Origin of the sequence: Caballeronia eucalypticola (genome assembly GCF_047608185.1) — a bacterium.
Lineage (GTDB): Bacteria > Pseudomonadota > Gammaproteobacteria > Burkholderiales > Burkholderiaceae > Caballeronia.
This window is the reverse complement of sequence record NZ_JBLKRU010000002.1, coordinates 309,837-330,290: the sequence shown is the minus strand read 5'-3', so window position 1 is coordinate 330,290 and position 20,454 is coordinate 309,837. Positions and strand designations below refer to the sequence as shown.

Sequence of the window (20,454 nt, the reverse complement as noted above, 5' to 3'; positions counted from 1 at the left end):
GACACTGTTCCTGTGAACAAAATCACGTCACGAGCAATGTCAGACCCGTAACGCCACACTCTGCCTAGAGACGGAGGTCCAAAAATGGATAACAGCACCAACAACATGACCACATCGAACTCACCGAATCCTGACGCGCCACGCCAGCGCAAGATCCATCCGCTCGTGGCTACCGCAGCCGGCGCGGTGATCATTGCCAGTCTCGCCGCTACGGCCGCGGTCACCGGTCTGTTCCCGAAAGCGTCGAGTACATCGTCGACCAACGATCAGACCCAGGCGGCGCAAGTTGCCATGCAACCGGCCGCGCAACCCGCTGGACCGACCGCTGCCCAGCAACAGCAGGCGCAGCAGGAGCAGCTTGCTCAACAGCAAGCCGAGCAGCGCGCAGCAGCCCAGGCTGCTCAGCAGGCCCAACAGCAGCAACAGCCGGCGCCCCAAGTGGCTCAGCAGCCCGTACCCGTGCAGCAGCCCAACTACGCGCAACAAGCCCCCGCTCAGCCGGCTTATTGCTCGAGCTGCGGCACGGTGGAAGCAATCTCGGCCGTACGGCATGAAGGGCAGGGAACCGGCATTGGTGCGGTTGGCGGCGCGGTGGCGGGTGGTCTTATCGGTAATCAGTTTGGACGTGGGGGTGGTCGCACCGGCATGACGATTCTCGGCGCGCTCGGGGGCGGTCTCGGCGGCAATGCGGTCGAAAAACATCTGCGCAGCAGCACCGACTATTCGGTACGCGTGCATATGGAAAGCGGCAAGACGCGTTACTTCACGTATCACCAGGCGCCGCCGTTTAACCAAGGTCAGCGCGTGCGGATCGAAAACGGTACGCTGGTCGCAGGCTAAGTTGTAAGCCGCGTTCAAGCGCACGCATAAAAGCAAAACGGCGATTCCTGTGGAATCGCCGTTTTGCTTTATCTGTCACGTATTTCAATAATCCGCGTCTTCAATCCACGCCGCCTGGATCGCTTCGAGAATTTTCTCGTTGGAACGCTCAGGGTCGTCGTCGAATCCGGGCAGCTCCGTCACCCAGCGATGCAAATCCGTAAATCGCACGAATTGCGGATCGACGTTCTGATGCGCGTCGGTCAGTGCCATCGCGATATCCTGCGTGTCTGTCCACTTCATAGCGAGCGCTCCTGTCTCAATGGTCGCTGATTTAAGTTCAGTGATTCTCTTTGGCGTGATTGATGGTGTAGCGTGGGAGCTCGACAACCAGATCCTCGTCTGCGGGCACCATCGCCTGACATGATAACCGCGACGTCGGCTCAAGTCCCCAGGCCTTATCGAGCAAATCGTCCTCGTCTTCTTCCGATGGCACAAGCGCGTTAAAACCCTCGCGAATGATCACGTGACACGTCGTGCATGCGCACGATTTTTCGCACGCATGTTCAATCTCGATGCCGTTGTCCAACAAGTTGTCGCAGATGCTCTTCGACGTATCCGCGTCGATCAGCGCACCGTCAGGACACAATTCCACATGGGGTAACACTACGATCTGAGGCATGAATTTCTTTCCGTTCTTTATACGTGAGAGGCTCGGCGCGTCCGTGGCAAGCCGTCAGACTTCATCGAGCCTGCGGCCGGCAAGCGCGCGGCGAATGCTTTTGTTCATGCGGCGGGCGGCGAATTCATCGGTGGCGGCGGCAAGCTCTTTCGTCGCTGTTTCGATTGCATCGACGCTGTCGCCGCCCGTGACTGCCGCGAGCTTCACGATCAGCGCGTCGATGTTGACCCGCTCCGCTTCGTCCAGCAGTTCACCGTCCACGCCGAGCGCGGCCTGCGACGCTTCCACCAGCCGTTGTGCGTCGACCTGCGCCTCGCGCAACGCGCGCGCGCGCATATCGACTTCGGCGGTCGTGAAGCTTTCTTCCAGCATGCGCGCGACGTCGTCATCGGCAAGACCGTAGGATGGCTTCACCACCACCGACGCCTCGACGCCCGACAACTGCTCACGTGCAAACACCGACAACAACCCGTCCGCGTCCACCTGGTACGTCACGCGAATGCGCGCAGCGCCGGCGGCCATCGCGGGAATGCCACGCAATTCGAAACGCGCGAGCGAACGGCAGTCCGAGACCAGCTCACGCTCGCCTTGCACGACGTGGATTGCCATCGCCGTTTGACCGTCTTTGAAGGTCGTGAAATCCTGTGCACGCGCAACCGGAATGGTCGAGTTGCGCGGAATGATCTTCTCGGTCAATCCGCCCATGGTCTCAACGCCGAGCGACAGCGGGATGACATCGAGCAGCAGCCAGTCGTCGCCTTCACCGCGCCGATTGCCAGCCAGCAAATCCGCCTGGATCGCAGCACCGAGCGCGACGACCTGATCCGGATCGAGATTCGTCAACGGCGGCTGGCCGAAGTACGTTTCCACCGCGCGACGGATCACCGGCATGCGGGTCGCGCCGCCAACGAGCACTACGCCCTTGATCTCGGCGGGCGCCACTTTGGCGTCACGCAGAGCCTTGCGTGTGGGCGTCAAGGTTCGAGCAACCAGCGCCTCAGTCAGCGCGGCAAAGTCGGCTTCGGTGATCGTGAAATTGATTTCTCGATCATCGGACAACGTTGCCTGAATGGTTGCCTCAGACGCCTCCGAGAGCGCTTCCTTAGCCGTTCGCACGCGGTCGAGCAGCAGGCGTACGTCTTCCGGCGTAGCGGGCGTCAGCTTGGATTTCACCAGCACGTGCCGATACAGCACCGCATCGAAATCGTCGCCGCCGAGCGCTGAATCGCCGCCCGCCGCGAGTACTTCGAATACGCCTTTGGTGAGCTTGAGAATCGAAAGATCGAAGGTCCCGCCGCCCAGGTCATACACGGCGTATAAACCTTCCGAGGCGTTGTCCAGCCCGTAAGCAATCGCGGCGGCGGTCGGTTCGTTCAACAGGCGCAGCACGTTCAAACCGGCGAGTTTCGCGGCGTCTTTCGTGGCTTGCCGCTGGGCTTCATCGAAGTAAGCGGGAACCGTGATCACCGCGCCGACCAGTTCGTCAGCGAGCGTGTCTTCCGCGCGGTATCGCAGCGTGGCCAAGATTTCCGCCGATACTTCCACTGGACTCTTCACGCCATCGACGGTGCGAATCTGCACCATGCCCGGCGCATCGACGAAATCGTACGGCGCGTTTTCCGCCCCTTCCACTTCGCTCTTGCCGCGGCCCATGAACCGCTTCACCGACACAATCGTATTGCGCGGATCGAGCGCCGCTTCTTCCTTCGCCACGCGGCCGATACGCCGGCCGCCCTTCTCCAGATACCGGACCACCGACGGCAACAGGTAATGGCCGTCTTCGTCGGGCAGCACTTCGGCCACGCTGTTGCGCACGGCGGCAACCAGCGAATTGGTCGTACCAAGGTCGATGCCCACGGCTACCCGCCGCTGATGCGGCGCCGGAGCCATGCCGGGTTCTGAAATTTGCAGTAAAGCCATCGTTGATCTATTGGGGGTTGGTGACGTCTGTTTTGTCTGGAATGCAGCGCCTGGGCGCACTCAGTCGAGCTTCTCGATCTGCACGCCGATCTCGCTCGCCACGCGTTCGATAAACATCAGCTGGCGCACGGCTTCGCTCGCAGCCTGATCCGAGTGGCTATCGATCAGCGCCGCCAGTTTTTCAAAGCGGATGCGTTCCTGATCGCGCAGTTCATGAAGCAACGCTTCGAGCGCGCCAAGATTTTTGGCGCCGGCCGCGTCTTCTATATTTTCGCGCCATTCCATTTGCTGCATCAGGAAGGCGGGTTCCATTGCGGTGTTGTTCTCTGCATCGGCCTGCACGCCGCGCAATGACAACATATACGTTGCCCGTTTCAGCGGATCGCGCAGCGTCTGGTACGCCTCGTTTGCCCGCGTGGCCCACTGCATGGCGACCCGCTTTTGCGCGTCGCCAGCGGCCGCGAAACGATCGGGATGGACCTGTGCCTGCACCGTGCGGTACGCGTCATCGAGCTTGTTTGCATCGATAGCGTAGGTCGGCGGGAGGTCGAACAGATCGAAGTGACTGTCGTTGAGCGTTGCCATGGTGGAAGAATGAGCAGGAACAAGAAACGTTGAAAACTGGCGGTGCTAAAGAAAAAGGCGGCACGCGCCGCCTCTTTGCTGTTCTTTTGCGAAGCTATACGCGAAACGATTCGCCGCAACCGCACTCGTCTTTCACGTTCGGGTTATTGAACTTGAAACCTTCGTTCAGCCCCTCGCGCGCGAAATCCAGCTCGGTCCCGTCGATATAAGCCAGACTCTTAGGATCGACAATGATCTTCACGCCGGCCGACTCGAACACCTTGTCTTCCGGTGCGAGCTCGTCCACATATTCGAGCTTGTAAGCGAGGCCCGAGCAGCCGGTCGTGCGCACGCCAACGCGCAGGCCAACGCCCTTGCCGCGTCGAACCAGATACTTCTGCACGTGCTGTGCTGCTTTGTCCGTCATCGTGATTGCCATAGTCTCTCTTCAGCAGCCGCTAGTCCGGAGTCAGTCGTTTCTCCGGTCGCAAACTGCAGCCTTGCTTTGAATCGAAAACCAGAACGCTCGATCAACAACATACTGGAGCGCCCTTCCCGAATAGTGCGATCTTGCCGAAGCCCGCGTTTAAGTCGCTTAAGCCGCGTGTTGCTTGGACTCAACCGGAGCAGCTTCCGCCGTGCTCGCACCATGACGTTGCTTGTAATCAGCAACGGCGGCCTTGATTGCGTCTTCAGCCAGGATCGAACAGTGAATCTTCACCGGCGGCAAAGCCAGTTCTTCAGCAATGTGCGTATTCTTGATCGTCAGCGCCTGATCCAGCGTCTTGCCCTTCACCCACTCGGTCACGAGCGAGCTGGATGCAATGGCCGAACCGCAGCCGTACGTCTTGAACTTCGCGTCTTCGATCACGCCATCCGCGCCCACGCGGATCTGCAGCTTCATCACGTCGCCGCATGCCGGTGCGCCGACCATGCCGGTGCCGACGGTGTCGTCGTCCTTGCCGAACGAGCCGACATTGCGCGGGTTTTCGTAGTGGTCCAGAACCTTGTCGCTATAAGCCATGATCAACTCCTTGAATTTCGTATGCGTGTGCGTTCTAACATGAGCGCAAATGAGCCGCCGTCAAAAGCGGCCAGACAAGCGCTTAGTGCGCAGCCCACTGGATCGACGAAATGTCGATGCCGTCTTTATGCATTTCCCACAGCGGCGACAGATCGCGCAATTTCTGAATCTTGCTCTTGAGCAAGTTAATCACGTAATCCACGTCCTGCTCGGTCGTGAAGCGGCCAACCGTGAAACGGATCGAGCTGTGCGCGAGTTCGTCATTACGGCCGAGCGCCCGCAGCACATACGACGGCTCCAGCGAAGCCGATGTACAAGCCGAACCCGACGACACCGCCACGTCCTTCACCGCCATGATCAGCGACTCGCCTTCGACAAAGTTGAAACTGATGTTGAGGTTATGCGGCACACGCGTGTCCATGTCGCCGTTCACATAAACCTCTTCCATCTCCTTCAAGCCGTTCAGCAAGCGATCGCGCAACATCCGGACGCGCTCGTTTTCGACAGCCATTTCTTCACGCGCGATCCGGAAAGCCTCACCCATGCCGACGATCTGATGCGTCGCCAGCGTGCCCGAACGCATGCCGCGCTCGTGACCGCCGCCGTGCATTTGCGCTTCAATGCGAATGCGCGGCTTGCGACGCACGAACAACGCGCCGATACCCTTCGGACCGTACGTCTTGTGCGCCGAAAACGACATCAGGTCGACCTTCTGCTTTTGCAGGTCGATCTCGATCTTGCCGGTCGCTTGCGCTGCATCGACATGAAAAACGATGCCCTTCGCACGCGTGATTTCGCCGATCGCAGCGATGTCCTGGATCACGCCAATTTCGTTGTTCACGCTCATCACGGAAACCAGGATGGTGTCCGGGCGGATAGCAGCCTGGAACTTGTCCAGGTCGAGCAAACCGTCGTCCTTCACATCGAGGTACGTGACTTCAAAACCTTCGCGTTCAAGTTCACGGCAGGTATCGAGCACGGCCTTGTGCTCGGTCTTCACCGTGATAATGTGCTTGCCCTTGCTCTTATAGAAATGCGCCGCGCCCTTGATGGCGAGGTTGTCCGATTCGGTGGCGCCCGACGTCCAGATGATCTCGCGCGGATCGCAGTTGACGAGCTTCGCGACGTTCTCACGCGCTTCCTCGACGGCCCGCTCCGCATCCCAGCCGTATTGGTGGCTACGCGATGCCGGATTGCCGAATTGCTCGCGCAAATACGGAATCATCTTGTCCACCACGCGCGGATCGACCGGGGTCGTTGCGCTGTAGTCCATGTAAATGGGCAGGTGGGGAATGGCGTTATTCATCTGTTGCTCCGGGGATTTAACTCAATTGGCTCGTTCAAGGCGAGACGGCCGCGTTATTGACTAGACACTCAATAAAGCGGCAGCCGTCAGCCGGCCAGGTTGAAAACGGAATTTGGTCCTTTTGGCGCTACGCGCACTGGCTCGACGCCCGCCGATTCGGTGCGCCGGTCGCGCAATACTGCTGGCGATCCTTCGCGTGCGCGCTGCTGGTCGACGAGATCTTTCAGCGAGACCGAGTCGAGATACTCGACCATCTTCTGATTGAGCGTGGACCAGAGTTCGTGGGTCATGCAGTGGCCGTCGTGCTGCTTCGTACCTTCGCAGGCACCCTTGCCGCCGCATTGCGTTGCGTCGATAGGCTCGTCCACCGCAATAATGATGTCCGCGACCGTGACGTTCTCGGCACGGCGGGCAAGATTGTAGCCACCGCCCGGACCGCGCACTGATTCGACAATCTCGTGCCGGCGCAACTTGCCGAACAACTGTTCGAGATAGGACAGCGAGATATGCTGGCGCTGGCTGATTCCTGCCAGCGTCACCGGGCCCTGCTCCTGGCGTAAAGCCAGGTCGATCATCGCCGTGACGGCGAAACGGCCTTTCGTGGTGAGTCTCATAATTTGTAAGCTACCGGGGGCTACCGCTAATACTGGATGATTTTGGTCAAGTATAAATAGCCTACGGATTTAGTCAAGTATCTGCAGCCATTTTCTTAGGAATTTGCTGAGAACATTGTGCTGGATGAAACTCGCTTTCGACCGCGCTGTTCGACTCGATCGTTCACGCTACCAATTGCGTGCGAAGCGCTCTCAGCAAGCCTTCGCACGCATCCTCGCACTGATCGAGCACGCGTTCGAAACCTTCTTCGCCGCCGAAGTACGGGTCGACAACGACCCGTGTGTCATCACGCGTCGCGAATTCCATCAGCAGGCGGATCTTGTCGCGATACTCCGGCGGGCACGCTTTGGTCAGCGCGGCGGCGTTGGCATCGTCCATCGCGATCAGCAGATCGAATCGTGCGAAATCTTCGTGGCTGACTTGCCGGCCACGCAGCGGCGACAAGTCGTAGCCACGTTTCCTGGCCGCGCGCTGCGCTCGCTCGTCGGGCGGCTGGCCGATATGCCAATCGCCGGTCCCTGCGGAATCCACCACGATCTTGTCAGACAGCCTGGCCTTGCCCACCTGATGCAGCATCACCGCTTCGGCACTCGGCGAACGGCAGATGTTGCCCAAGCACACGAAACAGACGGCGACAGTGTTCATCAGATCCCAGCATTGATTTAGCTATGGTTTGGCTCGGCCGCGAACCTGAAATTGACTCGCGGCATGCTTGCGGCGCCTCAACCAGACGAGGCCACGAAGAACAGCTCCGAATTATACAAAGGACGGCGTTTGTGCGCCCGAGCGGCCTCGCTGCCCGCGTGGTGGCTGTGACTTCTACCTAATCGCGCTTGCTTAGAACGTCTGCGAAACAGCCGTAGCCGATGTCGCATTAGCCGGTCGATATGCATTGCTGGCGCTATCGGAGTCGACAAGTCCAAGCGAAATTGCACGAGCAAATTCGGCGCTGACGCTGGCGGCACTTTGCGGATGGGGCGCTGCCCCAGAAACCGGGTGGATCGCGTGACAGTAGCCGGCGAGTGCGAGCGGCACGAGCATCGTGATGGGCCAGTAGGTCGATATTGTCTTTTTCATTTTCAAACCCCTTCTCAGGTCCAGTGGGCTGACGGGCCCACTTCCGGACATTTGTAATTTTAAGGGTTTCTCCTAAGTCGATAAAGATGCCCCCGGACAAAGCATTGTTGCAGTCCTGTCAACAGCGTGTGCCGCATCCGCGTTGTGTCTGCTGGTCTGCGAGTAATTCCTGCCACTTTCAGTCTGTAACCGCGGAGATAAAACTTTACAAACTTCTTGCGACATCCGCTCCGCGAAACTGTCAGATACGGTAATCAGTTTAAGGAATGCCTTTCCAGCTCATGATGAAACTCACAATTACAAGCCTGATCCTCGCTTCGTCCGCGCTGGTAGCAGGCTGCGCCGTTTATCCGGACGGCACTCCCGCGTACGCGACTGACGGCGGCTATTCCGCCTATCCCCCGGCGGCCTATCCCCCGGGCTACTCCGGCTATCCCCCAGGCTATGAAGCCGGTTACGGCTATGGCGGACCGGTAGTTCAGTCGGGCGTGATCATCGGCGGTGGCGACGCCTATTACGGCGGCCCGGGCCCTCGCTATTGGAACGACGGTCCGGGTTATCGGCGCCCGCCGCCACAGGGCGGCTGGGGTGACCGGGGCGGCGGCAATCGCGGAAATCGCGGCGACCAGGGAAACCATGGAGGCGGAGACCGGGGTGGTCATGGCGGACCGCAAGCCGGTGGCCCTCAAGGCGGCAGGCCGCCACAACAGGCAGGCAACCCCGGCAGGCCGCCGGCGCCAGCACCCGCACCGCAGGCGCAGCAGTCGCGCGGGTCGGTGCCTTATATCGGCAAATCTAATTGGGGCAAAGGGTCAGCACAACAACCTGAGCATAACCACTAGCCCCTACCCGCTCGCTTGCAGTGACGCCACCCGAACGCCTTCAAGGTTTCGGGGGTTTTATTGTCTGCAGAAAATCTGCATTGCCGCGCCGACCATTCCGCAGAGCCTTTCGCACTTTTCACAATACGAGATACAATCATTATTCCGCTGTTTGACGTATCAACTGATTTTCTCCATGAGCGATACAAACCCGGAATCCAGAACGTCCATACAGGTGATCGAGCGCATGATGCGCTTGCTCGACGCGCTCGCCGCGCACACCGATCCCGTCAGCCTGAAAGAACTCTCGCAGAGCACGTCGCTGCATCCATCCACCGCGCATCGCATCCTGAACGACATGGTGACGTGCCGTCTGGTGGACCGGTCGGACCCCGGCACGTATCGGCTCGGCATGCGTCTGCTCGAACTCGGCAATCTGGTCAAAGCGCGGCTTTCGGTGCGTGAAGCCGCCATGCCGCCCATGCGTGAACTGCATCGGCAGACAGGCCAGACGGTCAACCTCTCTGTGCGCCAGGGCGATGAAATCGTCTATATAGAACGCGCTTATTCTGAGCGATCCGGCATGCAGGTCGTACGCGCGATCGGCGGCCGTGCGCCGCTGCATCTGACGTCGGTGGGCAAACTCTTTCTCGCCGCCGACGAATCCGCCCGCGTCCGCGCGTATGCCACGCGAACCGGCCTCTCTGGCCACACGCAGAACAGCATTACGGATATCGGCAAGCTCGAACGTGAATTGTCATTCGTGCGCAGCCAGGCATGCGCCCGCGATAACGAGGAACTGGAGCTGGGAGTTCGCTGCATCGCTGCCGGGATCTATGACGACACCGGACGGCTCGTCGCCGGGCTCTCGCTGTCGGCACCCGCCGACCGGCTGCAAGACGCCTGGTTGAATCAACTGAGCGGCACTGCGCTGGAGATATCGCGCTCGCTTGGTTATCGTCCGGAAGCTAGCGCAGATTCGCAGCAGCGCTGACATTCTCCGCGTGAGTCCTAAGGATTCGCAGCGCTCGTAATGCGATAAAAAAAACCGGCCTTATCGTTTGATAAGGCCGGTTTCTTATTGTTGAGACTGAAACACGATACTCAACTGCTTCAGGTACCGCCGCCGCCCGCATCAGCGCTAGTAATATGCGGCTCGCCCGCACCAGCAGTTTCGCTCTCAAGAAAACCGCGCAAACGGCCGGCATCGGCGAAACGCGAATACTTGCCTGACGAATCGAGCAGCACCATCACGACCGGACGGCCATGAATGGTCGTCTGCATCACCATGCATTCGCCTGCTTCGTTAATGAAACCGGTCTTCTGCAAGCCAATATCCCAGCTCGGATTACGAATCAGCGCATTCGTGCTGTTGTAGGCAATATTGCGCTTGCCGGTAAACACGTCGTAGCTGCGATCCGTCGAGAACCGGCGAATCAGCGGATATTGATACGCCGCGTTCACCATTTTCACTAGATCGCGGGCGCTCGATACATTCTGACTCGTCAACCCGGTCGAGTTTTCGAAGTGCGTGTCGGTCATGCCAAGCATCTTCGCTTTGGCGTTCATTGCAGCGATAAACCCAGGACGCCCATTCGGGTAATAACGCGACAACGCCGCAGCCGCGCGATTTTCCGATGCCATCAGCGCGATATGCAGCATGTCTTCGCGGTTGAGTTCAGAGCCGACCGAAAGACGCGAACCCGTGAATTTCTCGTAATCACGATCTTCGTCGGTGACCGTGATGTCTTCGGTCAATGGCGCTTTCGAGTCGAGCACGACCATGGCCGTCATCAGCTTCGTGATTGAAGCGATAGGCACCACGGCGCGCGAGTTTTTATCGAAGAGGGTTTCTGCTGTGTTCTGGTCCACCACGTACGCAACGCTCGAGCGCAACGCGAGGCTGTCTGGCGTCTCATGCAGTCCGAACGCCTGGCCGACGGTCGGCGGCCGCGGCTGGAACGCCACTGATCGTACAGCGGCACGGCGGCCGCGCGCGTCCATCCGGTAACTCACACGATGCCGGCGCGTGGCGCGCGGCGTCTCGTCGTCCTGAACCGCGGCGACTTGAGCGACCTTCGCGCCCTTGGCGGCGCGTGCGGCAACTTTCGATGACTTGACGGATTTAGCTTGCGGCGCAGCAACTGCGCCCTTGGCCAGCTTCTTGGTGGATTTTGAGGTTGTCGTCTTGGCAAAAGCGTCGACCGGTGCGGCCGCGAAAGACGTCGCGAGCGCCACCGACACGGCAACCGACAGCGCAGTGCGGACTGCAACGCCGTGGATCACCCTGAGCGACGAAAACATTTCGGTTTTCATTAGTGTTCTGTTCTGGACCGGCGGGAGAGTGTCGCCAGTGTAGTAAAGCTTCGAAAAATTAGCAATATTAAGCACTTATCCGCGCTACTTAAACCGGTTTGTAAGACGCGATTTATTGGAGCGAACAAATTCTGAGTTCCGATCGTAAAAAATCATCGCCCATGGTGCAATCGTTTTAACTGCCACACTTCGATGTCAAACTTAGCTATCAGCCTCTTATCGGCAATAGTCGGTAAAACTTGAGGAAGAACTTTTGATCCCGCCCTCAAGGCAAAAAATTTCACTAATGGTGTGGACGGCGACAGAAAAACGAAGCTTTTCGGCAAGCCATGCCGAATCTCAACCGGCATTTCGACTGGTATCGACAGTTTTTGTTCAACAAACTTTGACGAAAACAGGCGATCTCGAATGTTAACGTTGAGTTAACACATTTGGTTTACTGCGTTTCAAACCGTTTCAAATGAGATTTTCCGAACGCAGTGTACCGAGTGCTTTCGAATCGCGCCGAACACCGAATGCGACGGCGGCAAGCTGAATGGTCTGGAGATGAATGTCGACGGTGACGTGAATATTGTGGCCGTAGCCGCCCGCCATGGTTATAGCCACAGGTAAATTTCGGGCGGCAGCGGCGCTGAACACGAGGGAATCGCGCCGCGCGAGGCCATCGACGCTCAGCGCAAGGCGCCCCAGGCGGTCATCGACGTGCGGATCGGCGCCCGCCAGATAAATGAGCATGGCAGGTTCAAAACGCTCGAACATCGTCGACAAAGCCTGCGTCAGCGCTTCTATATAGGCGTTGTCACCGCAGCCGTCGGGCAGCGCGACATCGAGATCGCCCATCTCCTTGCTGAACGGGTAATTCGACGTGCCATGCAGCGACAGCGTGAAAACACTCGGATCGTCCTGGAAGATGGCGGCGGTTCCGTTGCCCTGATGCACGTCGAGGTCGATGATCGCAATGTGCGGCTTAGGCTCATCGCGCTGCAGGGCCTCGGCCTGCAGCGCCCGCGCGGCGACCGCCGCGTCGTTGAACACACAGAACCCCGCGCCGTGCGACGCATATGAATGATGCGTGCCTCCCGCCAGGTTTGCCGCGAAACCATCCAGACGAGCGGCATGACACGCGGCGATGGTCGCCCCGACAGAGCGCCGCGCACGTTCCACCATTTCCGGCGACCACGGAAAGCCGATCTCCCGCTGCTCGCGGGCATCCAGCGCGCCAGCCACCACCCGCTCGATGTAATCGACCGCATGAACGCGCGCCAACTCGGAATCGGCTGCGATAGGTGCTTCGTTCAACACGACATCGGGCAGTTCGGCCTGAACACGCTCGCGCAAAAGGTAATATTTCTGCATGGGAAACCGATGCCCGGGCGGCAGCGGCAACACGAATCGATCGCTATAAAAGGCTTTCATTCGGAACGAAATTCCACTTTTCCAGAATCATGATCGGCGCAACGACAGCGTTTGCGACTTACGCCCCAAGCTGGTGCAACGTATCTCGAAATGTAGTTCCACTACAAAGAAGCGTGCTCGTAAGCCATTGTTTAATAAGCATTCATTCCGATGTTGCGTCGCACAAAAAGATGCTTGACATCTTTAGGAATATGCCTAGAATAGCCTCCATGTTGCGACGCACCAATAGCTGATCGCCTCATACGGTTTCCGGATTTCCGGTCTCCGCCAAAACCCACGACCCGCGCTGATGATGGGTCGACTCTTTCAGGAGCGTGACATGACCCTTTTGACCCCGGAACAAATCGCCGCTGCAAACAAAGCTCAATTCGATACCCTCTTCGGCCTGACGAACAAGGCATTTGAAGGTCTGGAAAAGCTGCTTGAACTGAATCTGCAAGTTGTGAAGTCGACGCTGGCTGAAAGCCAGGAAAACGCGCAACGCGTGTTGTCGGTGAAGGATGCGCAAGAACTGCTCGCACTGCAAGCCAGCCTGGCTCAGCCGGTCGCGGAAAAGGCGCTGTCGTATGGCCGTCACCTTTATGAAATCGCATCGTCGACGCAAGCTGAATTTGCCCGTGTTGCTGAAGAGCAATACGAAGACCAGAACCGCAAGGTGCAAACGCTCGTAGACAACGTCGCGAAGAATGCCCCGGCAGGTTCGGAAACGGCTGTCGCCGTGATGAAGTCGGCCATCACCGCCGCCAACACCACGTACGAAACGATCCACAAGGCTAGCAAGCAAGCTGTCGAGATCGCAGAAAGCAACTTCAACGCAGCCGCTACGGCCGCCACGAAGGCTGCTTCGCAAGCTACGGCTCAAGCTTCGCGCGCTACCAAGAAAGCGGTCTAAGCGAATTCAATCGCACGCGGTGGCACCGGGAAATCCGGCGGTGCCGTGAGACAAGCAAGCTGTATAAGAAACCGTTCCAACGAAAGTTGGGACGGTTTTTTTTGTACTTTCTTTTCGTGCTTTTTCACCGTCCAGCTGCCAAACCTAACGAGTCCAACGCGCAAGCCCGCAAAAAACAAAGCGGCGCGTTCCTGACAGAACGCGCCGCTTTTTCAACCAACCAACCGCTCTTTACTTCTTGCGCTGCGGCGGCAAGTCCGTACATACGCCTTCGTACAACTCAGCGGCCATGCCGATCGATTCGCCGAGCGTCGGGTGCGGATGAATCGTCTTGCCGATATCCTCCGCGTCCGCGCCCATCTCGATCGCCAGACATACTTCGCTGATCAGGTCGCCCGCATTCAATCCCACGATTCCGCCGCCGATGATCCGGTGGGTTTCTTCATCGAAAATGAGCTTGGTGAAACCTTCGTCGCGGCCGTTTGCAATCGCCCGGCCCGATGCAGCCCACGGGAACGAGGCCTTGCCGTACTTGATGCCTTCGGCCTTGCACTGGTCTTCAGTCTTGCCGGCCCACGCCACTTCCGGATCGGTGTAAGCGACCGACGGGATCTGCAACGCGTCGAAGTAGGACTTTTCGCCATGCGCCGCTTCTGCCGCAACGTGGCCTTCGTGCACGGCCTTGTGTGCGAGCATCGGCTGGCCGACCAGATCGCCGATGGCAAAAATATGCTCGACGTTCGTACGCAACTGCTTGTCGACGTTGATGAACCCGCGATCCGTCACCGCCACGCCAGCCTTGTCCGCGCCGATCTTGCCACCATTCGGGCTGCGGCCGACAGCCACGAGCACGAGGTCATAACGCTGCGCTTCGGCCGGCGCTTTTTCGCCTTCGAAGCTCACGTAAATGCCGTCGTCCTTCGCTTCCGCCTTGGTCGTTTTCGTCTTGAGCATGACGTTCGCGAACCGCTTGGCGTTGAACTTCTCCCACACCTTCACAAGGTCGCGATCAGCTCCGGCCATCAGGACATCGAGCATTTCGACCACATCGATTTCCGCGCCCAACGACGCATACACCGTTGCCATTTCCAGGCCGATAATGCCCCCGCCGATCACGAGCATGCGCTTCGGGATCTGGCGGAGTTCGAGCGCGCCGGTTGAGTCGACGACGCGCGGATCTTCCGGCATGAACGGCAACTTCACGGCTTGCGAACCTGCCGCGATGATCGAGTTCTTGAACTGCACGACCTTCTTGCCGTCCTTGCCTTCGATCTCCATGTGATTCGGGCCGACGAATTTGCCGACACCCGTCACCACCTGGACCTTGCGCGCCTTCGCCATGCCGGCCAGCCCGCCGGTCAGCTTCTTGACGACGCCCGACTTGAAGTCGCGGAGCTTGTCGAGATCGATCGTTGGTTCACCGAACGAGATGCCGTGGTGCGCAAGTTCCTTCGCGGCGTCAGTGATCGATGCAGCGTGAAGCAAGGCTTTCGACGGAATACAGCCCACGTTCAGGCACACGCCGCCAAGCGTTTCATACCGTTCGACGATAACCGTCTTCATGCCGAGATCCGCTGCGCGGAACGCGGCCGAATAACCGCCGGGACCGGCGCCGAGCACGAGCATGTCGCATTCGATATCGGCGGAACCGGAGAACGAGGCAGGCTTCGGTGCCGGTGCGGCAGTGGCTTTTTCGGCTGGTTGCGGCGCGGCGGCCTTCGGCTTTTCCTCGACCTGGCTGACACCGCCGCCCTGGCCTTCGAGCGTGAGGATGATCGAGCCTTCGGAGACGTTATCGCCGATCTTGACCTTGACTTCCTTGACCGTGCCCGCTGCAGGAGACGGCACGTCCATGGTCGCTTTATCGGATTCGAGCGTGACGAGCGATTGCTCCTTCTCGACTGTATCGCCGGCCTTCACGTGAATTTCGATCACCGGGATGTCGGTAAAATCGCCGATGTCCGGCACCTTCACGTCCTGCGATCCACCGCCCGCGGGTTTTTGTTCGGCGGGCTTGGCAGGTGCAGTTGCTTCTTTTGCCGCAGCAGGTTTCTCAGCGGGCGCTGCCGGCTTTTCGCTGCCGGCGTCGGCCGTTTCCACCAATGCGATCACGGTGCCTTGCGAGACTTTATCGCCGGCTTTGATCTTGACTTCCTTGACCGTACCCACCAGATCGCTCGGCACTTCGATGGAAGCTTTATCCGATTCGAGGGTGAGGACGCCTTGTTCTTTTTCGATGGCGTCGCCGGCTTTGATATTGACTTCGACGACATCGACGTCTTTGAAATCGCCGATATCGGGTACTTTAAGTTCGGTGAGACTCATGGTGTCCCCTAAGAAGGAAGCGGGCAGAACCAAAAAGCAAGAACGCAACGCGTAGCCCTTGGTTCTGCCGTCGGCAGACTTGCCTTTCTTTGCTTACTTTCTTTGGCAATTCAAAGAAAGTAAGTGCCGCCCCGCACAGGGGCGACTCGCAAGATGCAGTGCAAAGCAAGTTCAACGAGGAAACAGGCAAGCCACAAAAAGCGGCCCGCCAAGCAAAACCCTCAAAGACTCACGCGACGAAAATCCGCCAGCACAGCAGAAAGGTAGGCATTGAACCGCGCGGCCTCGGCGCCATCGATAACCCGATGATCGTACGACAGCGATAGCGGCAGAATCAGGCGAGGTACAAACGCCTTGCCGTCCCATACCGGCTTCATCGCGCCGCGCGATAACCCCAAAATGGCCACTTCAGGCGCATTGATGATCGGCGTGAAATGCGTCCCGCCAATGCCACCCAGCGACGAAATCGAGAAACAGCCGCCTTGCATCTGATCGGGCTTGAGCTTGCCTTCGCGCGCCGCCTTCGACAGATCGGCCATTTCCTTGGCGACATCGACGAGGCCCTTCTTGTCCGCATCACGAATCACCGGAACCATCAAACCGTTCGGGGTGTCGGCGGCAAAACCGATGTTGTAATACTGCTTGAAGACGAGGTTATCGCCGTCAAGGCTCGCATTGAACGTCGGGAATTTTTTCAACGCGGCAACGACCGCCTTGATCACGAACGCGAGCATGGTGAACTTCACGCCGGCCTTTTCGTTTTCCTTGTTCAGCGTCACACGCAGCGCTTCGAGGTCGGTGATATCGGCTTCGTCGTTGTTCGTGACGTGCGGAATCATGACCCAGTTGCGATGCAAATTCGCACCCGAAATCTTCTTGATACGCGACAGCGGCTTCGGATCGACAGGACCGAACTTCGTGAAGTCGACCTTCGGCCACGGCAGCAGATTCAACTCGCCACCACCACCAGCCGGCGCTGCGGCAGCTGCCGCCGGCGCTTTACCCTGGCCGCTCATCACGCCCTTCACAAACGCGGTTACGTCCGCTTGGGTGATGCGGTTCTTGGGACCCGAACCCTTGACTGACGCGACATCCACGCCGAGTTCGCGCGCGAATTTGCGCACGGACGGCGATGCATGGCTCGACGTCCGCGAACCTCCGTCGCCTGCCGGAATAGCCGGGGCGAGCGCGAGTGCGGATGGCGCTTCTGCCTCTCTCCGAGCCGGCGCGGACTTCGCCGGTGCATCCGAAGGTGCTTCTGCCTTCGGCGCTTCCTGCTTCGGTGCGGCAGCAGCCGCTGCGGGAGCCGCTCCTTCACCGCCTTCCAGCACAAGAATCAATGTGCCTTCCGAGACGTTTTCGCCGACCTTGACTTTCAGTTCCTTGACCGTGCCCGCTGCGGGCGACGGCACGTCCATGGTGGCTTTATCGGATTCGAGCGTAACGAGCGATTGCTCCTTCTCGACCTTGTCGCCGACCTTCACGTTCACTTCGATGACCGGAATGTCCTTGAAGTCGCCGATATCCGGCACCTTCACTTCAACCGATCCGCCGCCCGACGATGCAGCCGGAGCCTTTTCCTGCGCAGGTGTATCAGCGGCCTTTTCAGCGGCCTTCGGTGCAGCGGCAGCGCCGCCCGACTCAGCCGCTTCCAGCACGACGATCAACGCACCTTCCGACACATTGTCGCCAACCTTGACCTTCACTTCCTTCACGACGCCGGCCGCCGAACTTGGCACGTCCATGGTCGCTTTATCGGATTCGAGCGTGACGAGCGATTGCTCCTTCTCGACGGTGTCCCCAACTTTTACCAGCACTTCGATCACCGGAATGTCCGTGTAATCGCCGATATCCGGTACTTTGACTTCGATCGCTTGACTCATTGTTTATTGTCTCCTGGGTCGCGACGCGAAAATCGCCCTGCTGACAAGCAAGGCGAGTTCGCGCAACAACACTCGGGGGCCGATGCGTTAAACCGTCATCGGGTTGGGTTTAGCAGGGTCGAGCGCGTACTTCTTGATCGCGTCGGCGACAATCTTGCGGTCGATCGTGCCTTCGTCGGCCAGCGCATTGAGCGCCGCGACGGTGACCCAGTAGCGGTCGACTTCGAAGAAATGACGCAGCTTTTCGCGCGTGTCCGAACGGCCGTAACCGTCGGTGCCGAGCACGACAAACTTGTTCGGCACGTAACCGCGAATCTGATCGACGAGCGCACGCACATAATCCGTCGATGCAATCACCGGGCCTTTCGCGTCCTTCAGTAACTTCGTCACGTGCGAGACTTGACGCTCTTCAGCCGGATGCAGCAGGTTCCAGCGCTCCACTTGCGCACCTTCGCGCGCCAGTTCCGTAAAGCTCGGGACGCTCCAGAGATCGGCGGCGACGTTCCAGTCGTTCTTCAGCAGGTCGGCAGCGGCGATCACTTCGTTGAAGATCGTGCCCGCGCCCATCAATTGAACGCGCGGCGTTTTTGCGTCGGCATCCGATTTGCGGAACGAGTACATGCCCTTGATGATGTCGGTCGCTACGCCTTCACCTTGCGGAATCGCCGGGTGCTCGTAGTTCTCGTTCATCACCGTGACGTAGTAGTACACGTCTTCCTGATCCGCCACCATGCGACGCAAACCGTCCTGCATGATGACCGCGAGTTCGTAACCGAAGGTCGGGTCATAGCTCACGCAATTCGGCACCGACGCCGCCCACATCAGCGAATGGCCGTCTTCGTGCTGCAGGCCTTCGCCGTTGAGCGTGGTACGTCCAGCCGTGCCGCCCAGCAAGAAACCGCGCGAACGCATGTCGCCTGCCGCCCACGCCAGGTCGCCAATACGCTGGAAGCCGAACATGGAATAGAAGATGTAGAACGGGATCATGATCTCGCCGTGCGTCGAATACGACGTAGCGGCCGCGATCCAGTCACACATCCCGCCGGCTTCGTTGATCCCTTCCTGCAGGATCTGGCCGGTTTCCGATTCACGATAGAACATCAGCTGGTCGGAATCTTCCGGCACGTACTTCTGGCCGTCCTGATTCCAGATACCGATCTGGCGGAACAAACCTTCCATACCGAACGTACGCGATTCATCCGGCACGATCGGCACGATGCGTTTGCCGAGCGCCTTGTCCTTCAGCAGGATGTTGAGAATCCGCACGAACGCCATGGTCGTGGAGATCTCGCGGCCCGGACCCGTGCCCTTCAGCACCGGCTCGAATGCCGACAGATCCGGCACCGGCAGCGACTCGGCCTTCTGACGACGCGCCGGCAGATAACCACCGAGTTCCTGGCGGCGAGCACGCATGTACTCGAGTTCCTTCGATCCTTCTTCGAACTCCAGATACGGCACGTCGGCGATCTTGTCGTCGGGGATCGGCAGCTTGAACTGATCGCGGAATTTCATCAGCTGATCAGTGTGAAGCTTCTTCTGCTGGTGCGTGATGTTCATCGCCTGACCGGCTTCGCCCATGCCATAACCCTTGATGGTCTTGGCGAGGATGACGGTCGGCTGACCCTTCGTCTTCGATGCTTCCGAATACGCTGCGTAGATCTTGTGCGGATCATGGCCGCCGCGATTCAGGTTCCAGATGTCTTCGTCGGACCATTCCGCCACCATCGCCTTGAGTTCCGGCGTGTTGAAGAAATGCTCGCGCACATAGGCGCCCGACTCAGACTTGTAGGTCTGATATTCGCCGTCGACCACTTCCATCATGCGGCGCATCAGTGCACCGGTTTTATCGCGGGCGAAGAGAGAGTCCCAGCGGCTGCCCCACACCACCTTGATCACGTTCCAGCCGGCGCCGCGAAATTCGCTTTCCAGTTCCTGGATGATCTTGCCGTTGCCGCGCACCGGGCCGTCGAGACGCTGCAAGTTGCAGTTGATCACGAAGACGAGGTTGTCGAGCCGTTCACGGCCGGCCATGCCGATCGCGCCGAGCGATTCCGGTTCGTCCGTTTCGCCGTCGCCGAGGAATGCCCAGACCTTGCGGCTGCCCGCCTTGATGATGCCGCGCGCGTCCATGTACTTCATGAAGCGCGCCTGATAGATCGCCATGATCGGGCCGAGGCCCATGGATACGGTCGGGAACTGCCAGAAATCCGGCATCAGCCACGGATGCGGATACGACGAAATACCTTCGCCGCCCACTTCCTGGCGGAAGTTATCGAGCTGGCTGGCTTTCAGCCGGCCGAGCAAAAACGCGCGCGAGTACACACCCGGCGACGAATGGCCCTGTACGAACACGAGATCGCCGCCATGCTCGGGCGACGGTGCGTGCCAGAAATGGTTGAAACCAACGTCATACAGCGTGGCCGCCGACGCAAACGACGCAATGTGCCCGCCCACGTTCGTCTCCTTGCCGGCGCGCAGCACCATGGCAATGGCGTTCCAGCGCGTGTACGAGCGGATCTTGTGTTCGATGTCCTGGTCGCCGGGAATCTTCGCCTGAGCTGCAACCGGAATGGTGTTGATGTACGGCGTGTTCGCGGAAAACGGCAGATGTTCGCCATGAACGCGCGCGAATTCGATCTGCTTTTCGATCAGGTAATGGGCACGATCCGGGCCTACTGCCGAAATCACGCCGTCGAGGGCTTCCAGCCACTCGCCTGTTTCCTGGGGATCTTCGTCGTCCTTGGCGTTGGCGACATATTTCATTACTTCGTCGGGTACAGCTGACATGCTCGTC

The 20,454-nt window shown here is 59.0% G+C and carries 19 protein-coding genes and 1 pseudogene; 4 read left to right on the top strand and 16 right to left on the bottom strand.

The window, feature by feature from the left end; genetic code table 11:
- The first annotated feature begins 84 nt into the window (after positions 1-84).
- Complete coding sequence (locus tag ACMX25_RS03665) at positions 85-840, top strand: glycine zipper 2TM domain-containing protein (RefSeq protein ID WP_414948179.1); 756 nt, start codon at positions 85-87, stop codon at positions 838-840.
- Between the two features lie 84 nt (positions 841-924).
- Here ACMX25_RS03665 and iscX read toward each other — a convergent pair whose 3' ends face one another.
- The 10 genes from iscX to ACMX25_RS03615 form a co-directional block, all read right to left on the bottom strand.
- Positions 925-1,122, bottom strand: a complete 198-nt coding sequence (gene iscX, locus ACMX25_RS03660; RefSeq protein WP_031363898.1) for a Fe-S cluster assembly protein IscX — start codon at positions 1,120-1,122, stop codon at positions 925-927.
- A gap of 37 nt (positions 1,123-1,159) precedes the next feature.
- Entirely contained in the window at positions 1,160-1,501 is a 342-nt protein-coding gene (gene fdx, locus ACMX25_RS03655; protein WP_414948178.1) for an ISC system 2Fe-2S type ferredoxin, read from the bottom strand.
- Positions 1,502-1,555: 54 nt separating this feature from the next.
- Positions 1,556-3,421 carry a Fe-S protein assembly chaperone HscA gene (hscA, locus tag ACMX25_RS03650; protein WP_414948177.1) on the bottom strand — a complete coding sequence of 622 codons (1,866 nt, stop codon included), beginning with the start codon at positions 3,419-3,421 and terminating at the stop codon, positions 1,556-1,558.
- A gap of 60 nt (positions 3,422-3,481) precedes the next feature.
- Entirely contained in the window at positions 3,482-4,006 is a 525-nt protein-coding gene (gene hscB / locus ACMX25_RS03645) for a Fe-S protein assembly co-chaperone HscB (RefSeq protein ID WP_414948176.1), read from the bottom strand.
- A 94-nt stretch (positions 4,007-4,100) separates the two neighbouring features.
- On the bottom strand, positions 4,101-4,424 hold the full coding sequence (iscA, locus tag ACMX25_RS03640) for an iron-sulfur cluster assembly protein IscA (protein ID WP_299714671.1): 324 nt from the start codon (positions 4,422-4,424) through the stop codon (positions 4,101-4,103).
- A 156-nt stretch (positions 4,425-4,580) separates the two neighbouring features.
- The gene (gene iscU / locus ACMX25_RS03635) at positions 4,581-5,009 is read right to left on the bottom strand and encodes a Fe-S cluster assembly scaffold IscU (protein WP_299714701.1); all 429 of its coding nucleotides are present in this window, start codon (positions 5,007-5,009) and stop codon (positions 4,581-4,583) included.
- 82 nt (positions 5,010-5,091) lie between these two features.
- Positions 5,092-6,315 (bottom strand): IscS subfamily cysteine desulfurase, encoded by a 1,224-nt coding sequence (locus ACMX25_RS03630; protein ID WP_414948175.1) that lies wholly within the window; start codon positions 6,313-6,315, stop codon positions 5,092-5,094.
- A gap of 86 nt (positions 6,316-6,401) precedes the next feature.
- Positions 6,402-6,929 (bottom strand): Fe-S cluster assembly transcriptional regulator IscR, encoded by a 528-nt coding sequence (gene iscR, locus ACMX25_RS03625; protein ID WP_213763320.1) that lies wholly within the window; start codon positions 6,927-6,929, stop codon positions 6,402-6,404.
- Between the two features lie 163 nt (positions 6,930-7,092).
- Positions 7,093-7,575: a low molecular weight protein-tyrosine-phosphatase gene (locus ACMX25_RS03620; protein WP_414948174.1), complete on the bottom strand. Its 483-nt coding sequence runs from the start codon at positions 7,573-7,575 to the stop codon at positions 7,093-7,095.
- Positions 7,576-7,767: 192 nt separating this feature from the next.
- On the bottom strand, positions 7,768-8,007 hold the full coding sequence (locus ACMX25_RS03615; RefSeq protein WP_414948173.1) for a hypothetical protein: 240 nt from the start codon (positions 8,005-8,007) through the stop codon (positions 7,768-7,770).
- A 281-nt stretch (positions 8,008-8,288) separates the two neighbouring features.
- Here ACMX25_RS03615 and ACMX25_RS03610 point away from each other — a divergent pair, with 281 nt between their 5' ends.
- Together ACMX25_RS03610 and ACMX25_RS03605 are read left to right on the top strand one after the other, a co-directional pair.
- Positions 8,289-8,849, top strand: coding sequence for a hypothetical protein (locus ACMX25_RS03610; protein ID WP_414948172.1), 561 nt, complete (start codon positions 8,289-8,291; stop codon positions 8,847-8,849).
- A gap of 175 nt (positions 8,850-9,024) precedes the next feature.
- Positions 9,025-9,822 carry an IclR family transcriptional regulator gene (locus tag ACMX25_RS03605; protein ID WP_414948171.1) on the top strand — a complete coding sequence of 266 codons (798 nt, stop codon included), beginning with the start codon at positions 9,025-9,027 and terminating at the stop codon, positions 9,820-9,822.
- 119 nt (positions 9,823-9,941) lie between these two features.
- Here ACMX25_RS03605 and pbpG read toward each other — a convergent pair whose 3' ends face one another.
- Both pbpG and ACMX25_RS03595 read right to left on the bottom strand, forming a co-directional pair.
- The gene (gene pbpG / locus ACMX25_RS03600; protein ID WP_414948170.1) at positions 9,942-11,144 is read right to left on the bottom strand and encodes a D-alanyl-D-alanine endopeptidase; all 1,203 of its coding nucleotides are present in this window, start codon (positions 11,142-11,144) and stop codon (positions 9,942-9,944) included.
- Between the two features lie 456 nt (positions 11,145-11,600).
- On the bottom strand, positions 11,601-12,560 hold the full coding sequence (locus tag ACMX25_RS03595) for a histone deacetylase family protein (RefSeq protein ID WP_414948169.1): 960 nt from the start codon (positions 12,558-12,560) through the stop codon (positions 11,601-11,603).
- A gap of 319 nt (positions 12,561-12,879) precedes the next feature.
- Between ACMX25_RS03595 and ACMX25_RS03590 the strand changes: the two genes are divergently transcribed.
- A complete protein-coding gene (locus tag ACMX25_RS03590; protein WP_414948168.1) occupies positions 12,880-13,452 on the top strand; it encodes a phasin family protein in 573 nt (190 codons plus the stop codon).
- Positions 13,453-13,683: 231 nt separating this feature from the next.
- On the opposite strand, the gene lpdA is transcribed toward ACMX25_RS03590, so the two are convergent.
- The 4 genes and pseudogenes from lpdA to aceE form a co-directional block, all read right to left on the bottom strand.
- Complete coding sequence (gene lpdA, locus ACMX25_RS03585; protein WP_414948307.1) at positions 13,684-15,426, bottom strand: dihydrolipoyl dehydrogenase; 1,743 nt, start codon at positions 15,424-15,426, stop codon at positions 13,684-13,686.
- A gap of 12 nt (positions 15,427-15,438) precedes the next feature.
- Positions 15,439-15,777: pseudogene (locus ACMX25_RS40375) on the bottom strand (biotin/lipoyl-containing protein); the annotation flags it as partial.
- A gap of 221 nt (positions 15,778-15,998) precedes the next feature.
- The gene (aceF, locus tag ACMX25_RS03575) at positions 15,999-17,660 is read right to left on the bottom strand and encodes a dihydrolipoyllysine-residue acetyltransferase (RefSeq protein WP_414948167.1); all 1,662 of its coding nucleotides are present in this window, start codon (positions 17,658-17,660) and stop codon (positions 15,999-16,001) included.
- A gap of 87 nt (positions 17,661-17,747) precedes the next feature.
- Positions 17,748-20,447, bottom strand: coding sequence for a pyruvate dehydrogenase (acetyl-transferring), homodimeric type (gene aceE, locus ACMX25_RS03570; RefSeq protein WP_414948166.1), 2,700 nt, complete (start codon positions 20,445-20,447; stop codon positions 17,748-17,750).
- Positions 20,448-20,454: the final 7 nt, after the last annotated feature.

Coding starts and splice junctions, on each gene's coding strand:
- ACMX25_RS03665 (WP_414948179.1), top strand. CDS start 85: ATGGATAACAGCACCAACAACATGACCACATCGAACTCACCGAATCCT.
- iscX (WP_031363898.1), bottom strand. CDS start 1,122: ATGAAGTGGACAGACACGCAGGATATCGCGATGGCACTGACCGACGCG.
- fdx (WP_414948178.1), bottom strand. CDS start 1,501: ATGCCTCAGATCGTAGTGTTACCCCATGTGGAATTGTGTCCTGACGGT.
- hscA (WP_414948177.1), bottom strand. CDS start 3,421: ATGGCTTTACTGCAAATTTCAGAACCCGGCATGGCTCCGGCGCCGCAT.
- hscB (WP_414948176.1), bottom strand. CDS start 4,006: ATGGCAACGCTCAACGACAGTCACTTCGATCTGTTCGACCTCCCGCCG.
- iscA (WP_299714671.1), bottom strand. CDS start 4,424: ATGGCAATCACGATGACGGACAAAGCAGCACAGCACGTGCAGAAGTAT.
- iscU (WP_299714701.1), bottom strand. CDS start 5,009: ATGGCTTATAGCGACAAGGTTCTGGACCACTACGAAAACCCGCGCAAT.
- ACMX25_RS03630 (WP_414948175.1), bottom strand. CDS start 6,315: ATGAATAACGCCATTCCCCACCTGCCCATTTACATGGACTACAGCGCA.
- iscR (WP_213763320.1), bottom strand. CDS start 6,929: ATGAGACTCACCACGAAAGGCCGTTTCGCCGTCACGGCGATGATCGAC.
- ACMX25_RS03620 (WP_414948174.1), bottom strand. CDS start 7,575: ATGAACACTGTCGCCGTCTGTTTCGTGTGCTTGGGCAACATCTGCCGT.
- ACMX25_RS03615 (WP_414948173.1), bottom strand. CDS start 8,007: ATGAAAAAGACAATATCGACCTACTGGCCCATCACGATGCTCGTGCCG.
- ACMX25_RS03610 (WP_414948172.1), top strand. CDS start 8,289: ATGATGAAACTCACAATTACAAGCCTGATCCTCGCTTCGTCCGCGCTG.
- ACMX25_RS03605 (WP_414948171.1), top strand. CDS start 9,025: ATGAGCGATACAAACCCGGAATCCAGAACGTCCATACAGGTGATCGAG.
- pbpG (WP_414948170.1), bottom strand. CDS start 11,144: ATGAAAACCGAAATGTTTTCGTCGCTCAGGGTGATCCACGGCGTTGCA.
- ACMX25_RS03595 (WP_414948169.1), bottom strand. CDS start 12,560: ATGAAAGCCTTTTATAGCGATCGATTCGTGTTGCCGCTGCCGCCCGGG.
- ACMX25_RS03590 (WP_414948168.1), top strand. CDS start 12,880: ATGACCCTTTTGACCCCGGAACAAATCGCCGCTGCAAACAAAGCTCAA.
- aceF (WP_414948167.1), bottom strand. CDS start 17,660: ATGAGTCAAGCGATCGAAGTCAAAGTACCGGATATCGGCGATTACACG.
- aceE (WP_414948166.1), bottom strand. CDS start 20,447: ATGTCAGCTGTACCCGACGAAGTAATGAAATATGTCGCCAACGCCAAG.